The sequence below is a fragment of the Streptomyces sp. NRRL F-5122 genome (assembly GCF_001507435.1).
GTDB lineage: Bacteria > Actinomycetota > Actinomycetes > Streptomycetales > Streptomycetaceae > Streptomyces > Streptomyces lannensis.
In genome coordinates this window covers 68361-82880 of the sequence record NZ_LMWH01000139.1, presented here as the reverse complement: position 1 = coordinate 82880, position 14520 = coordinate 68361, and the positions used below count along the sequence as shown (strand labels likewise).

General features: G+C 69.9%; 12 protein-coding genes. 6 read left to right on the top strand and 6 right to left on the bottom strand.

Annotated features, from left to right (window positions below; genetic code table 11):
• Positions 1-3: 3 nt before the first annotated feature.
• Positions 4-1716 (top strand): hypothetical protein, encoded by a 1713-nt coding sequence (locus ADL25_RS16520; protein ID WP_059128494.1) that lies wholly within the window; start codon positions 4-6, stop codon positions 1714-1716.
• Between the two features lie 107 nt (positions 1717-1823).
• Here the strand turns inward: ADL25_RS16520 and ADL25_RS16515 are convergent, their stop codons facing one another.
• The 6 genes from ADL25_RS16515 to ADL25_RS16490 form a co-directional block, all read right to left on the bottom strand.
• Positions 1824-3092, bottom strand: coding sequence for an NAD(P)/FAD-dependent oxidoreductase (locus ADL25_RS16515; protein WP_059128493.1), 1269 nt, complete (start codon positions 3090-3092; stop codon positions 1824-1826).
• On the bottom strand, positions 3089-3532 hold the full coding sequence (locus tag ADL25_RS16510) for a GtrA family protein (RefSeq protein WP_234380942.1): 444 nt from the start codon (positions 3530-3532) through the stop codon (positions 3089-3091). Before ADL25_RS16510 ends, ADL25_RS16515 begins: the two co-directional genes overlap by 4 nt.
• Entirely contained in the window at positions 3522-4559 is a 1038-nt protein-coding gene (locus ADL25_RS16505; protein WP_079050401.1) for a glycosyltransferase family 2 protein, read from the bottom strand. The genes ADL25_RS16510 and ADL25_RS16505 overlap by 11 nt, the downstream gene beginning before the upstream one ends.
• A gap of 158 nt (positions 4560-4717) precedes the next feature.
• On the bottom strand, positions 4718-5713 hold the full coding sequence (locus ADL25_RS16500; RefSeq protein WP_059128492.1) for a class I SAM-dependent methyltransferase: 996 nt from the start codon (positions 5711-5713) through the stop codon (positions 4718-4720).
• A gap of 167 nt (positions 5714-5880) precedes the next feature.
• Positions 5881-7212, bottom strand: coding sequence for an alpha-2,8-polysialyltransferase family protein (locus ADL25_RS16495; protein WP_059128491.1), 1332 nt, complete (start codon positions 7210-7212; stop codon positions 5881-5883).
• On the bottom strand, positions 7212-8198 hold the full coding sequence (locus ADL25_RS16490; protein ID WP_059128490.1) for a glycosyltransferase family 2 protein: 987 nt from the start codon (positions 8196-8198) through the stop codon (positions 7212-7214). The genes ADL25_RS16495 and ADL25_RS16490 overlap by 1 nt, the downstream gene beginning before the upstream one ends.
• Before the next feature lie 198 nt (positions 8199-8396).
• Here ADL25_RS16490 and ADL25_RS16485 point away from each other — a divergent pair, with 198 nt between their 5' ends.
• The 5 genes from ADL25_RS16485 to pstC all read left to right on the top strand — a co-directional run bounded on the left by ADL25_RS16485 (position 8397) and on the right by pstC (position 14520).
• Positions 8397-9755 (top strand): DUF6716 putative glycosyltransferase, encoded by a 1359-nt coding sequence (locus ADL25_RS16485; RefSeq protein WP_079050400.1) that lies wholly within the window; start codon positions 8397-8399, stop codon positions 9753-9755.
• 41 nt (positions 9756-9796) lie between these two features.
• Positions 9797-11098: an N-acylneuraminate cytidylyltransferase gene (locus ADL25_RS16480; protein WP_059128488.1), complete on the top strand. Its 1302-nt coding sequence runs from the start codon at positions 9797-9799 to the stop codon at positions 11096-11098.
• Between the two features lie 14 nt (positions 11099-11112).
• The gene (locus tag ADL25_RS16475; protein ID WP_059128487.1) at positions 11113-12051 is read left to right on the top strand and encodes an N-acetylneuraminate synthase family protein; all 939 of its coding nucleotides are present in this window, start codon (positions 11113-11115) and stop codon (positions 12049-12051) included.
• 26 nt (positions 12052-12077) lie between these two features.
• The gene (locus ADL25_RS16470) at positions 12078-13298 is read left to right on the top strand and encodes a hypothetical protein (RefSeq protein ID WP_059128486.1); all 1221 of its coding nucleotides are present in this window, start codon (positions 12078-12080) and stop codon (positions 13296-13298) included.
• A gap of 157 nt (positions 13299-13455) precedes the next feature.
• Positions 13456-14520, top strand: a complete 1065-nt coding sequence (pstC, locus tag ADL25_RS16465) for a phosphate ABC transporter permease subunit PstC (protein ID WP_324614051.1) — start codon at positions 13456-13458, stop codon at positions 14518-14520.

The window sequence follows — 14520 nt, the reverse complement described above, 5'->3', positions numbered from 1 at the left end:
CCCATGGCGACCGTCCTCAGTGACGCGTCCGCCGCATCGGCACCCCGCGTCCGCCGCTCACCCCTGTGGTGGCCGGTGGTCGCGGTGCCGGCGGCGGCCGCCGTTGTGTACACGGTGCTGACCCGGCGCCCCACCGGTGACATCCGGTACGTTCTCGCCGCCCTGCGTACCGGTGGCGAGGCGGGCTACTCCCCGTCCGAGGTCTTCACCCACCGGCCGTTCTTCTACCGGTGGTTCATCGCGCTTCTCGACGACATCACGTTCGGTGGAGTCGTCGTCCGGGAGACCGTGATGTACGCGGCGGGCACCCTGCTCGCCGCTGCGGCGGCCTACGCCCTCTACCAGGCGCTGCTGCGCCGGCTGACGGGCCGCGAGGCCGCCCTGACCGCGGGTGCCACCGGCCTGCTGATGATCCTGACCCCGCGCACGGACTTCCTCCAGCCGGAGTGGGCCGCGGTCGTTCTCGCCGTGTTCGGTGTGGCGGCGGCGCTCGGCGTGGCCCGCCCCTGGCCGGCGGCACTGATCTCCGCGCTGCCGTTCGGGCTCGCGGTGATGATGAAGTACTCCACCGCCTCGACCGCCGCGTTCGGCATTCTCCTCGTCTACGTCGTCGACCGCGGCCGTGCGATCCGGGTCACGCTCGTCTCCGTGGTCGGTGCGCTGGTCCTGTTCGCTCTCAGTGTGCTCGCCGGGTCCCACGAGTGGCAGTGGACCCATGACATGCCGCTGATCAACCAGTCGGCGCTCAGCCGCACCGGTATCCACCCCGCACACCTCTTCGCACAGTCGGTGGACTTCCTCGCCGACCGGTCCGTGCTCAGCCCCGTGTTGCTGCTCCTGCCGGGTGCCCTGCTCCTCCTCCTCGCCCGGGTGAGCGGACGTGGACGCCGTGTCGAACTGCTCGTCGTCGCTCTGGCCATCGGGTGCGGCTCGCTGGCGGTCGTCATCGTGCAGGGCAACTGGTTCATGTACCACGCCTTCCAGCTGACCGTGGTCGCCGCCGCGATGTGGGGGCTTGCGGTGGGCGGCGCCCGCCGCTCGATCCCGCGCTGCTTCGGTGTCGTGTCGCTGCTGTTCGGGCTGCTGCCCGTGCTGTACGCGCAGGCCCCCAAGGGGGTGCAGCGCCCTGCCACGATCTGGGCACTGGGCCTGGTCGCACTCCTGGCGGCGGCTGTCGACGCGTGGCGCGAATCCCGCGGCGCGGACAGGGTTTCCCGGGGTGTGCTGCCCGCCGCGATCGCCGCTCTGGCGGGGGTGGTGTGCCTGTCCGGCAGTGTGTGGCCGGGTTCGCCGCACCTGGTGGCGCACGGCAAGGTGGGTTCGACCAACGCCTCGTTCCTGCGTGGGGTCGAGCGCAAGCAGGACCATGACCGCGAGCTGCGTGCGCAGATCCCCGACGGCGCGCGGGTGCTCTACCTGGCTTTCGGCGACGACGTGTACTTCATCGACCATCCGGCCCAGTGCCGGTATCCGATCTCCACGTTCCTGCAGCGCTCCCGCTTCCTGCCGGATGTCGCCGATCTCAAGTCCTTCAAGGAGAACGCCGACTGCGTCGACCACAACCCGGCGCCCTACGCGGTGCTCGACCGGGTCTGGTTCAAGCCCGGAAAGGTCGACCCGGAGCTCCGGAGGCGCATCAGCGCCACCTACGACTGCCCGCCGGCGAACGGCGATCTGAAGATCGTGGTGTGCAAGCGCAGGTCCGGCACCAGCTGACCCGCGCACAACGACTGCGGGGCCCCGGCCGGCACACCGAGGCCCCGTAGCACAAAGAAGACGGGGCCCCGCCAGGCACACGGGGCCCCGTTCTCGTGTCCGCGCGGTCAGCGCAGTCCGAGCGAGGCGGTCACCTTTCGCGACATCGCCACCGAGTAGCTCTGCCCGCGGTCCTGCGGGTAGATCTGCGCCATCGTCGCCAGCGTGACCTTGCTCATCGGCGTCTCGTGGCCGGGGATCAGTGCCCGGTACTCGGGCGTCACCACCGGCTGGGCGAACCCTGCCTTGGAGAAGTGCCACTTCTGGATCCAGGAGCGGTCGAACTCCGGGTTGATCCGCTGCAGGTACGGCACGAACCTGTCCAGCAGCTCGCCGGGCTCGGTGGTGAACCGCCAGTCCTCGCGCTCGACGTAGTTGCCGACGTAGAGGACGTGACGGCCGCCGTAGACGGACGGGTCGATCATCCGGGTGTGCTCGACGACCGCGAGGAAGGGGAAGTCCGGCTCGTTGATGTTGAGCCAGTAGTACGGGATCACGCTGCGGTCCAGCTCCAGCACGAAGCAGGTCGCTCCCAGGTACTGGTTCTTCCACACCGCGTCGTCGGCGGGCAGCCCGGCCGCCTTGGCGAAGGCCGGCTGCGGCGTGGTGACGATCAGGCGGTCGAAGGAGTAGCTGGAGCCGTCGGCGCAGTGCACCACCGCGGGGCCGTCGGCGCCCTCCTGCCGGATGCTCTCGACCGCCTTGCCGAACTCCACCTTGCCGCCGCGCTCGTCGATCCCGTCACGCAGGGCCGCGTAGACACGCTCGAAACCGCCGTCGACATAGCCGAGCTCGAAGGTACGGCAGTGGATGCGCGCCCACAGCCAGGCCATCGAGACCTGCTCGGCGCGATCGCCGAACTTGCCGCGCAGCAGCGGCTCCCAGACGGCCGCGGTCGCCTTCTTGCCGGCCCACTTGCGCAGCCAGGCCAGCGCCGTGAGGTCGTTGTAGCGCTCGCCGTTGCGGACGGCCTTCAGCACCGCGGACGAGCCCGCGAAGCGGACCGCGTCCACCGGGGAGAACTCCGGGAAACGCACCATGTCGAACGGCGACGTGAAGTCGATCAGCTTGCCGCCGCGGTAGATGCCGGTGGTCGGCTTGTGGAAGCGGAGCGCGTCGCCGAGCCCCAGCTCCTCGATGAGGCCGATCATGTCCCGGTCGCTGCGGAAGATGTGGTGGTAGTAGCGCTCCAGGGGGACGCCGCCCACGTCCAACGACGCGGCGAGACCGCCGAGTTCGCGGGCCGCCTCCAGGATGGTGACCTGGTGGCCGGCGCGTATGGCGTCCCAGCCGGCGGTGAGGCCGGTGGCACCCGCGCCGATGATGCCGAGGTTCATGCGAAGCTCCACTTTCTGTTGAGCACGAACTGGAGCGCCAGGACCAGCGGCAGCGAGCCCGCCTTGACGTAGTTGGCGTCGATACCCAGCGCGTCGGTGAAGACGAGGAAGAGCAGGTCCGTGAGGACGATCCCGGTCAGACCGACGGCGTAGAAGCGCAGGAAGCGCACCACGAGCCGGTCGCGCCGTTCGAAGGTGAACAGTGCGTTCAGGATGAAGTTGTTGGTGATGGCGAGCGTGGTGCTGAGCACGTTGGCGATCTGCTCGTTCATTCCCGCCCAGTTGTGCAGAAGCAGGAAGACGACCATGTCCAGCGCGACGCCGCTGCCACCGATCACCGTGTAACGGACCAGCTGGCGAAGCATCTGCGACCGGCTCTCGGTGACCGCGTCACCCGAGCCGGTCGCAGATGCTTCCTCGGCCGCGGTCTCAGACGCCACGACGACCGTCCCGCCCGTCCTCGTCGGCGCCGATGACCTCGCGCACCAGGTACAGCGGGCGCCTCTGGGCCTCGCTGTAGATGCGCCCGATGTAACTGCCGAGCACGCCCAGCGACAGCATCTGCGTGCCGCCCAGGAACAGCACCACGACCATCAGCATCGTCCAGCCGGAGACGGTGATGTCGGGCCGGAAGAACTTCATCCCGAGCGCGTACACGATGCCGGCCAGCGACAGCAGCAGCACCACGAAACCGAGCCGGGTGATCAGCTTCAGCGGAGTGGTGGAGAAGCTGGTCACGCCGTCGATCGCGAGGCGGGCCATCTTGCGCAGCGGGTATTTCGTCTCGCCCGCGAACCGCTCGTCGCGGTCGAAGGAGATCTCCTTCTGCCGGTAGCCCATCGAGGCGACGATGCCGCGCACGAACCGGCTGCGCTCGCGGTACCTGCGCAGCTCGTCGGCGACCCGGCGGTCCAGCAGCCGGAAGTCGCCGGTGTCCACCGGGATGTCCACATCGGTCCAGGACCGCAGAAGCCGGTAGAACATGTGCGCGGTGGTCCGCTTGAACGCGGTGTCCTGCCGGGAACGGCGGCGCGCGTGCACGATCTCGGCGCCGTCGCGCCAGGCGTCGACCAGCTCCAGGCTGACCCGGGGCGGGTCCTGCAGATCGGTGTCCATGACGATCACCGCGTCGCCCGTGGCGATGTCCAGGCCGGCCGTGATGGCGATCTGGTGCCCGAAGTTGCGGGCGAAGTCGATCACCCGGACGCGGTCGTCCTTCTGCGCCAGGCCTTGCAGGATGGCGAGCGAGCCGTCGGACGAGCCGTCGTTGACGTAGACCAGCTCGGCGGCGAGATCCGGGCGGGCGTCGAGCGCGGCCGTCAGCTCGGTGTGGAAGGCGGTGATGCCGTCCTGCTCGTTGTACACCGGAAGCACGTACGAGATGAGCGGCCGCCGGGCCGGCTCCGGCGTCGCGAGCGTGACGGGAGCCGAGGCCTGGGCGGGCGGGCGTATGTCCTGCTGGGTCATCTCAGCCCGCCCGCTGAGGACGGGGTGTTGGGGAAGGCTATTTGCAGCATTCAGGGAAACTATGGAGGCTTTGTTAAACGAAACCCAACACCTCGTGTCCTGGAGCTAACTTCCCCGTTGCTCTTCGGTTCTTCAGGTTTAACCCACGGACGCGGCGGTCATCGCCGGACCGCTCTGCGGACCAGCCGTCTCAGCCGCGATTCCGGGGCCGCCGGGGAGGCCGCGGGACGGTCCGCCTCGTACGCCTTGCGCAGCTGGGCGAAATGATCGGCGCGGGTCTCGGCGAGATAGGCGTCCGTGGTGAGCGGCTCGGCGATCTTCCAGGCCCGCTCGGACTGCCCGTCGTAATGGGCGACGTAGGCCTTGGCCAGCTCCAGTACGGGCCGGAAGGGGACCTTTCTGGTGTGGTCGAGGCCGACGCGCTCCTGCACGGCCGAGATCAGCTCCAGCTTCTCGTCCACCGTGTAGGCGTCCTCGGCGATCCGCCGCAGTACGTCCTCCGGCAGCGGGCGGGTCACCTCGAAGGCCAGCGTGGAGCGGATCGGGGGCCCGGCGATCTCGATGTACGGCAGCAGGGCGCCCGTGCTGTGGTGCAGCCACGGCAGCCGGGGGCTCGCGAAGTCCTGGTGCAGGACGACGGCCCCGGGCCGCAGCCGCGGCAGGAACCGCTCGGCGACGCACCGGAAGACACGGGCAGTCTTGGCGATGTCGATGTGCAGGAACTCGATGGGGGTGCGGTCGTCCGGGTCCGAGGTCCGCCAGATGTCCCCGGCGTGGATCTCCAGGAACGGCAGGAACGGCTCCAGCCGGGCCCGGAAGTCGTCCAGGAAGGAGTTGCCGTCCTCGGGCGCGGCCCCGGAGGTGAAGAACTTCTCCGAGGCGAAGGTGCCCTTGCCCACACGGAAGAAGTCGTAGGCGTGCAGCCGACCTGTCCCCTCGTCGAACCGGGGATTCTCCTGCAGGCCGAGCGCCAGGGCGTACGTCGATCCGCCCCCGCCGGAACCGAGCTCCACGAGCGCGTCCGCGCCGGTGAGGTGATGGCGGCCCAGCAGATACAGGAACTGCAGTTCCCATTCGCTCATCTGGGCGTACGGCAGGGCGTCCGGGAGCTGTACGTCGTCCAGGAGGGGAAACAGCCGGGCGAGGTTCGACATGGAAGCACCTCACAGGTCGGAGATGGGAACATCTGCACGGATGTGGCTGCGCGATGTTAGGCCGCCCTTCGGCGGGTCTCCGATTCTGTCCCCGGTTGTTCACCTGGAATTCGTGCGGACGGTGCGCCGGACGGCAGGACGCTGCACCCGGCGCACCGTTCGTCGCGTCAGCGGCGTACCGCCTTGCGCAGCGCCCTGGCCCGCCGTACGACCCGGCGCGCCGTGGAGCTGCGCGGCAGAAACGCCAGACGCTCGGGAATGCCGCCCGGCAGACCCAGTGAGGTCAGCCGGCGGCGCTTGAAGTAGCGCTGGGTCTTCGGGCCGAAGTGCTGGGCAAGGAAGCGTTCCGCCGCGGGGCGCTTGCCCGGGTAGATCTGCGGCTGCATGACGAAGCCGACCGCGGTGACCAATCCGGTCAGCGTCTCGGCGTCGAGGGTGTCGCGCTGCTGCTTGCCGTCCAGTTCCGGAAGCAGCGCGTCGGCCAGGGTGAGAGGGATCCGGTTGCTGTTCTGGAACGGTGCGAGGCGGTCCAGCAGGGGCGCGGTGCCGACCCGGGCGACCGGCAGGTCGTAGAACGCCGAGGCGGTGAACAGCGCGGTCGAGAAGCACCCGACCACCAGTGCGGGCCGGGCCTTCTCGAACAGCGTCTCGGCGAGGACGGGAACGTCGAGGACGGTGAGGTCCACCTCGAGCTTGTCGGCCTCGGCCTCCAGCGCACGGCTGAAGCGGGCGGGCGCGGTCGGGTGGGGCTTGAAGACGATCGAGCGATGGCCGCGGGCGACCGCCCCCCGCATCATCCGCACGTGCAGGTCCTCCTCCTCCTGCGGGGAGAGGATGTCCAGGGCCGACAGGTACTGGCCGAGCAGCAGGGCGGAGTTCTCGGGCAGCGGCGGAAGCTCCGCCACGGAGTCGCCGAGGCGGCCGAGTACCTTGAGGAAGGCGCTGGTCGGCAGGATCTGCGGGGTCACGTCGAACTCGGTCAGCAGCAGCGGTGTGAGGCCGGGGACCAGGTCGAGGTGGAGCAGCCGCCGTACGCGGGTGCCGACCAGCGGGTCGATCTTGTTCCGGGTGGGGCCGTAACTCATCAGCCCGTCGGCGTAGACGTCGATGGGCGCGTCCGTGAACAACTGGGCGATGGTCAGAGCAGGGTTGACCTGGATGGACTCCAGCACCAGCGACACGTGGTCGTCGCCCAGGTCCCACAGCATCCGCAGATAGCGCTCGAACAGCGGGAGGTCGTCGGGGCGTGGTGCCCAGGCTCCCGGGTGGAAGGGCCGGATCGCGTCGTTGTAGGACAGCACCGCGTCGAAGTGCTCACGCAGCGGCGCGAACCCCGGCATCTCGTCGACGGCGGGTGTGGTCTCCGGCATGGCGGAGTTGTTGCACACCAGCAGCAGGCGGCGGTCCGCCGCGGGGAAGCAGTCGGACTCGATGGCCGCGGCCAGCGTGGCGGCGCCGTACAGCGTCGACGCGCAGAAGATCTGGGTGGTTCGGGACATCAGGCGGCCGCCTTCGCTGTGGTGGCCCGCCGGCGCAGTCGCCGCAGCCGGGAGGAGCGGTGCAGGTCCATGGTGTCGAGGACGTCGGTGAGCAGTTCCTGGGGCATACGCTTGATCGCCGCGGCGCTCATCGTCCGCAACTGCTTCGCCACACTCGGTTCGAACTTGTCGATCTCCGACAGGTGATGGGCGATGATCGCGCAGTAGGTGCGCACCGCCTTCGGCAGCAGCCGGTCGGCCTGGGGGTCGGCCGCGGTCTCCTCGATCACCTGGTCGAAGGCGCGGATGAAGTCGAGCTGGCGTACGTCTCCGATCTGGGTGAGGGAGCCGGCCACTCCCCGGCGGTAGAAGACGCCCATCAGGCTCACCACGGCGAACGACTCCGCCTCACGGTGCAGCTTCCAGATCCACGGCCGGTCCTCGGCCGTGCGCAGTCCGTCGGTGAAGTGCAGCAGGCCCTTGTCGAGCAGCCGGCGGTGATAGGCGCCGGCCCAGGCGTAGGGGTAGTCGACCGAGGTCGAGCGGTCGGCGGGCAGGATCGCGTCCCGCGGGTTCATCACTTCCCAGCGCCGCCCGTGCGGCGCCCGGAACACGGCACGTGCGCGGGCGGTGGCCTGGATGTGGTCCGTGCGGACGAAGTCGCAGCCCAGCTCCTCGATGGCCGTGACGAGGTCGCCGAGGTAACCCGGAGCGAGCCAGTCGTCGCCGTCCAGGAACGTCAGGTATTCGCCCTGTGCCGCATCCAGGCCGGTGTTGCGGGCGGTGGCGAGACCTCCGTTCTCCTCTCGACGGATGAAACGCACGCTCGCGACGTCCGAGAGTTCTTCGACCGCCCGTTCGAGAATACGTGGCGTGTCGTCTCTCGAATGGTCGTCGACGAGGATGAACTCGAATTCGGGCCTGGCATTGCGGCGCAGGCTTCTGAGGGTGTCCGGGGCGTATTGCTGCACGTTGTAGAACGGCACGATCACGGAAAGCTTTGGCACCTGCGAAAGCGTAGGGCGCGGCCCGACTGGTGAACTTTCCGGTGTGGGTACAGGGGGTGAACTCCATGTGTCGGAACGGTGCATGCCGTGCGCTTTCCGGGCTTCGACGAGCCAGTTTGGCTCTCGGTGAGGTGCTGTTAACCTTTTGTTGAATCGCGGTTGGGGTGTACCTAGGAATTGCTTCCTAGCGTCTGGAGCGTGCCAGCAAGTACTACGAAGCTCCCGCGGATTGCCGTACTCGCGGACTCCGACACCCGGTGGAAATGGGGTGCGCTGACCGCGAGCCGCCTCACTGCGGGTCCGTCCATGGAAGCGGGGCAGCATGCCGACGCGCAAGCCGCGCCGGTCCTGGACGGTTTTCTGCTGCGTGGACGCGCCACTCCCACCGTCCGCCAGCTCCACGAGGTCGGCGTCCAGGCGGACTCCCTGCGCGAGGTCACCGGTGTCGAGTTCCTGCGCGAGATGGCGAAGGAGACCTACGACGTCCTCGTGCTCGCCCTCGTCGGCGGCGGCGTCCAGGCGATGCTGCACGGTCTCGCCCACGCCTGGCAGGGACGCGCACGGCGGCCCGTCGTCGTCACCGGCTACGTCGGTGTCGTCTACGAGAAGCTCGCCGACGGCCTGCTGCTGCGCCACGGCGCGGACCTCGTCCTCGCCAATTCCCGGCAGGACGCGGAGCGCTTCCGCGCGGTGTACGAGGGAGTGGGCGCCGACGTCTCGTCGGTGACCGAGGTCGCGCTGCCCTTCCTGGGCGGGGCGCCGTACGAGAAGAAGGACCCCTACACGGTCGTCTTCGCGGCGCAGCCCTCCGTGCCCGAGAGCCGCAAGGACCGTACGTACCTGCTGGACCGGCTGGTCGAGCACGCGCGTCGGCACCCCGAGCGCGAGGTGCTGCTCAAGCTGCGCTCCAAGCCGGGTGAACACACCACGCACATCGAGGAGCTGCCCTACCAGAAGCTGGCCCAGCGGCAGGACCTGCCGGCCAACTTCCGTCTGGTGTACGGGAACATGGGCGAGGTCCTCGACCACACGGACCTGCTGGTCACCATCAGCTCGACGGCCGCCCTGGAGTCCCTGCACCGCCGGATCCCCACCGTCGTCCTCACCGACCTCGGGGTGCGCGAGGGGCTCGGCAACCACCACTTCGTGGGCTCCGGGTGCCTCGCCTCCTGGGACCAGCTCGACGACGGGCACGAGCCGGCGCCGGATCCGGAGTGGGTCGCCCGGCAGGGTGTGGCTGCCGGGGATTCCGCCTCCGGGGCAGGGTCGTACGCCACCGCCTTCGACGAGGCGCGGCTGCGCATCGGCACGCTGCTCGCCGCCGATGAACTCCCGCCGTTGCGGCCCTACTACACCCCCGTCACCGCGCCCGGCTATCTGCCCGGCGTCCTCGCCCGCCACCACCTCGCCCCGGACGGCAGCCCGCTGCCCGGCGCACCCGCCGCCGACAAGCCGGCCGGCCCGGTACGCCAGATCGTCCGCCGCGCGGCCCGCGGTGCCTACCGCCACGGAGTCCAGCGCGTGGCCCCCGTGATCCGGCGAATGGGTGAGCTGTGAGCGAGCGCATCCCACGCCAAGGACCTCAAGGAGTACAGCCCATGTCCAACCCGGAAGCGGGACAGACGGCGTCGGTTCGCCGTGTGCTCGCGGTGATCCCCGCGCGCGGCGGCTCCAAGGGTGTGCCCGCGAAGAACCTGGCGCCGGTCGGCGGCGTGCCGCTGGTGGCCCGCGCGGTGCGCGAGTGCCTGGCCGCCCGTCTCGTGACCGATGTCGTGGTCTCCACCGACGACGAGGCGATCGCCACCGCCGCCCGTGAGGCCGGCGCCGAGGTCGTGCTGCGCCCGGCCGCGATCGCCGGTGACACCGCCACCTCCGAGGACGCCGTCCTGCACGCCATGGACGCGCACGAGGCGCGGCACGGCTCGCCGGTCGACGTGGTGCTGCTGGTCCAGTGTACGAGCCCGTTCCTCCTGCGCGAGGACGTCGACGGGGTGGCCGCCGCGGTGGTCGAGAACGGTGCGGACACGGCCCTGACCGTGGCCCCGTTCCACGGCTTCGTCTGGCGGGACGCGGAGGACGAGCCCGCGCCGGTGATCGGCGCGCAGCGCACCGGTGAGCTGGGTGGCGGCACCAAGGTCGCCGATTCCCGGGTCACCCGCGGCGGCTACGGCATCAACCACGACAAGTCCTTCCGGCCGCGTCGCCAGGACCGCCCGCAGGACCTGCTGGAGACCGGCGCCGCCTACGCCATGGACGCGGCCGGGCTGCGCGAGCACCGGCACCGCTTCTTCGGCCGCACCGATCTCGTGCGCACCGACCCGGCCCGCGTGCTGGAGATCGACGACCCGCACGAGTTGGCCCGCGCCCGGGCCCTCGCGCCGCTGTTCGACGCGTCCCGGCCCGGCGCCCTTCCGACCCGCACCGACATCGACGCGGTCGTACTCGACTTCGACGGCACCCAGACCGACGACAGGGTGCTGATCGACTCCGACGGACGCGAGTTCGTCTCCGTGCACCGCGGGGACGGGCTCGGCATCGCCGCACTGCGCAAGAGCGGCCTGACGATGCTCATCCTGTCCACGGAGCAGAACCCGGTCGTCGCCGCCAGGGCCCGGAAGCTGAAGATCCCGGTCCTGCACGGCATCGACCGGAAGGACCTCGCACTGAAGCAGTGGTGCGAGGAGCAGGGCATCGCGCCTGAGCGCGTGCTCTACGTCGGCAACGACGTCAACGACCTCCCGTGCTTCGGCCTCGTCGGCTGGCCCGTGGCGGTCGCGAGCGCCCACGACGTCGTGCGCGGCGCCGCACGCGCGGTCACCACCGTACCCGGCGGCGACGGCGCGATCCGAGAGATCGCCAGCTGGATCCTCGGCCCCTCTCTCGACTCCCTCGACAAGTAAGGAATCTCCCTGCCATGAGCACCAACTCCCGTCTGCGTCAGTTCGGTACGCGTACCGCCGGTCCCGGTCAGCCCGTGTACATCTGCGGCGAGATCGGCATCAACCACAACGGTGAGCTGGAGAACGCCTTCAAGCTGATCGACGTGGCCGCCGAGGCCGGCTGCGACGCCGTCAAGTTCCAGAAGCGCACCCCGGAGATCTGCACCCCGCGCGACCAGTGGGACATCGAGCGCGACACCCCCTGGGGCCGGATGACCTACATCGACTACCGCCACCGCGTGGAGTTCGGTGAGGACGAGTACCGTCAGATCGACGAGTACTGCAAGGAGAAGGGCATCGCCTGGTTCGCGTCCCCGTGGGACACCGAGGCCGTCGCCTTCCTGGAGAAGTTCGACGTCCCGGCGCACAAGGTGGCCTCCGCCTCCCTGACCGACGACGAGCTGCTCCGCGCCCTGCGCGCCACCGGCCGCACCGTCATCCTGTCCACCGGCATGTCGACCCCGAAGCAGATCCGCCACGCGGTCGAGGTCCTCGGCTCGGACAACATCCTGCTGTGCCACGCCACGTCCACCTACCCGGCGAAGGCCGAGGAGCTGAACCTGCGCGTGATCAACACGCTGCAGAGCGAGTACCCGAACGTCCCGATCGGCTACTCCGGCCACGAGACGGGTCTGCAGACCACCCTCGCCGCGGTCGCGCTCGGGGCGACCTTCGTCGAGCGTCACATCACCCTCGACCGCGCCATGTGGGGCTCCGACCAGGCCGCTTCCGTCGAGCCCCAGGGCCTGCAGCGCCTGGTCCGCGACATCCGCATCATCGAGTCGTCGCTGGGTGACGGTGTGAAGAAGGTCTACGACTCCGAGCTCGGCCCGATGAAGAAGCTGCGCCGTGTCGCGGGTGTGGTCGCGGAGGCGGAGATCGCCGCGGCCGCCGGTGAGCCGGTCCAGGTCTGAGCACATAAGGGGACGGTCGTACGCCGATGAGCCCTCGCGCCGGATCCGCCGGCCACCGCACGCTCGCCTTTGTCGAGAGCCCCGTACAGCTCCTCAACGTGCTGGAGTGGGCCCATGCGCACGCGCTCCGCAGCACGGAGAGCGGTGTGCCCGGACAGGCGGCGGCGATCCCCACACAGGGGGGCAGGCGGTCCATAGCGGGGCGTACGCCGGCGGACGGCCCGGGGACGGCGGGTACCACCGAGGGTGACGTGCTCACCCTCGTGGTGCTGTCCCCGAACGACCCGATGACGCGCGGCCAGCTGCGCCGTATGGCGGAGCTGGCCCGCGACGAGGGTTACGAGGTGCGCTGGGAGGAGGCGCGGGGCGGTGCGACCGCGCCCTTCCAGACGATCGGCGGCCTCCTCCCGCTGCTGCGCCGCGCACACCGGGTGGTGATGGGGGATCCCTTCTCCCGTTACGTCCAGCTCCTGCTGATGATGAGCCGGGCGCGTGACCTGGTGGTCGTGGACGACGGCACGGCGACGATGGAGTTCGTCACCCAACTCGCCCGCGGCGAGCGTCTGGTGCGCTGGCACCGCAAGGGCGGCAGACGGGGTGTGCGTGAGCTGATGCTCGCTCCGGTGTCGTCGTCGGCGCGCCGCCGTCTGACGCCGAGCGGGCGGCGCACGGTGGAGGTCTTCTCGTCGATGCCGATCGAGGAGACCCCGGACGGGGTCACCGTCACGGCGAACGAGTTCTCCTGGACCCGGGCGCGGTTCGGTCCGCCCCGCATCACCAAGGGCGCGGACCTGGTCGGCACCTCTCTCGTCGAGACGGGCGTGGTGGACAGCCGGCGCTACCTGGACGCGGTCCAGGCCCTGGCCAAGGCGCACGGCGCCCGGCGCTACTTCGCGCACCGCCGGGAGAGCACGGAGAAACTCCACACTCTGGCGGTCGAGACCGGTCTGGAGGTGGTGCGCCCGGACCTCCCCCTGGAGCTGATCGCCCGCCGCGGACCCATCGGCCGGACGGTCCTCAGCTTCCCCTCCACGGTCGTCCACACCCTGCCGCTGGCCCTGGTCGGCACGGAGGTGCGGGTGTCGGTGTGCGACATCGATCCGGCGTGGCTGACGCAGAACGCGTCACCGCGCGCACAGGGCTTTCTGTCGGGTGTCTCGGGGACGGCACGGGACGTGGACCGGCTGGACTCCGGGCCGGCGGACCAGGACGTGGCGGCGGCCGGGCAGGACGTGGCCGCGGGTTAGGACGCCCGACACCTCGAAATCCGCACAACTCGCGTACGGAACAGCCATATGGCATTCACAGGTTGTCCACATCCCACGCGTTGGACCGACATGATCCGGCCATTGAATCTCCCCGCGCGGTGCCATCCGGCCACGCGCGGGGAGTTTTGTTTCCACAGTGGGGGGACCACACGTGGCGGCCACGCACCATGAGTCCGACCGAACGGATTCGGACAGACCGGAGTCCGACGGATCGGAGTCCGACAGACCGGCGCCCCGCCGGCCGCGAGCCGCCCGGGGGCTGGGTGACCGGATCTTCCGCCTTCAGCTGACGGCCACGGGAGTCGTCGTCCTGGCGATCATGGCGGCGGTCGGACTCTTCCTGCTCCTCAGGGCCGCCCAGGCACTGCGCGCCACGGGATTCTCGTTCCTCACCACCGCCGAATGGCAGCCCGACGTCCACCACTTCGGCATCGCGGCGGTACTCAGCGGCACCGTGCTGATCGCGGCCGTCGCGGTGGCGCTCTCCGTGCCGCTGGCCGTCGGGACCGCGCTGTTCATCTCGGACGTGGCGCCGCGCCCGCTGCGCCGCACCCTCGTCACGATGGTCGACCTGATGGCCGCCGTCCCGTCGGTGGTGTACGGACTGTGGGGGCTGTTCTTCCTCCAGCAGCACGTGATCGGGCTGTCGCGCTGGCTGTCCGACTGGTTCGGCTGGATCCCCCTGTTCACGGTGGACGGCACCCAGCCGGGCGAACCGCTGGCCTCCGAGAGCGTCTACACCGCCTCCACCTTCGTCGCCGGGATCGTCGTCGCACTGATGGTGGCGCCGATCCAGTGCTCGGTGATGCGGGAGGTGTTCACCCAGGCGCCGGCGGGCGAGCGCGAGGGCGCGTACGCACTGGGCGCCACGCGCTGGGGGATGATCCGCTCGGTCGTCCTGCCGTACGGCAAGGGCGGCATCATCGGCGGCACGATGCTGGGGCTCGGCCGGGCGCTGGGCGAGACGATCGCGGTGTACCTGATCATCTCCCCGGTCTTCGTGATCCAGCCGCACATCCTGCAGACCGGCTCCAACTCGGTGTCCTCGCTGATCGCCCTGCACTACGGCGACGCCTCCACCTTCGGCATGTCGGCGCTGATGGCGGCGGGCCTGGCGCTGTTCCTGCTCACGCTGGCGGTCAACTTCACCGCCTCCTCCATCGTGGCCCGCTCCCGGTCCGGCGCGCAGAGCGAGGCATGA

What these genes read in the sequence shown, in the direction of transcription:
- ADL25_RS16515 (WP_059128493.1), bottom strand. Translation starts at nt 3,092, where the DNA reads ATGAACCTCGGCATCATCGGCGCGGGTGCCACCGGCCTCACCGCCGGC.
- ADL25_RS16520 (WP_059128494.1), top strand. Translation starts at nt 4, where the DNA reads ATGGCGACCGTCCTCAGTGACGCGTCCGCCGCATCGGCACCCCGCGTC.
- ADL25_RS16495 (WP_059128491.1), bottom strand. Translation starts at nt 7,212, where the DNA reads ATGTCCCGAACCACCCAGATCTTCTGCGCGTCGACGCTGTACGGCGCC.
- ADL25_RS16480 (WP_059128488.1), top strand. Translation starts at nt 9,797, where the DNA reads ATGTCCAACCCGGAAGCGGGACAGACGGCGTCGGTTCGCCGTGTGCTC.
- ADL25_RS16475 (WP_059128487.1), top strand. Translation starts at nt 11,113, where the DNA reads ATGAGCACCAACTCCCGTCTGCGTCAGTTCGGTACGCGTACCGCCGGT.
- ADL25_RS16500 (WP_059128492.1), bottom strand. Translation starts at nt 5,713, where the DNA reads ATGTCGAACCTCGCCCGGCTGTTTCCCCTCCTGGACGACGTACAGCTC.
- ADL25_RS16505 (WP_079050401.1), bottom strand. Translation starts at nt 4,559, where the DNA reads ATGACCCAGCAGGACATACGCCCGCCCGCCCAGGCCTCGGCTCCCGTC.
- ADL25_RS16470 (WP_059128486.1), top strand. Translation starts at nt 12,078, where the DNA reads ATGAGCCCTCGCGCCGGATCCGCCGGCCACCGCACGCTCGCCTTTGTC.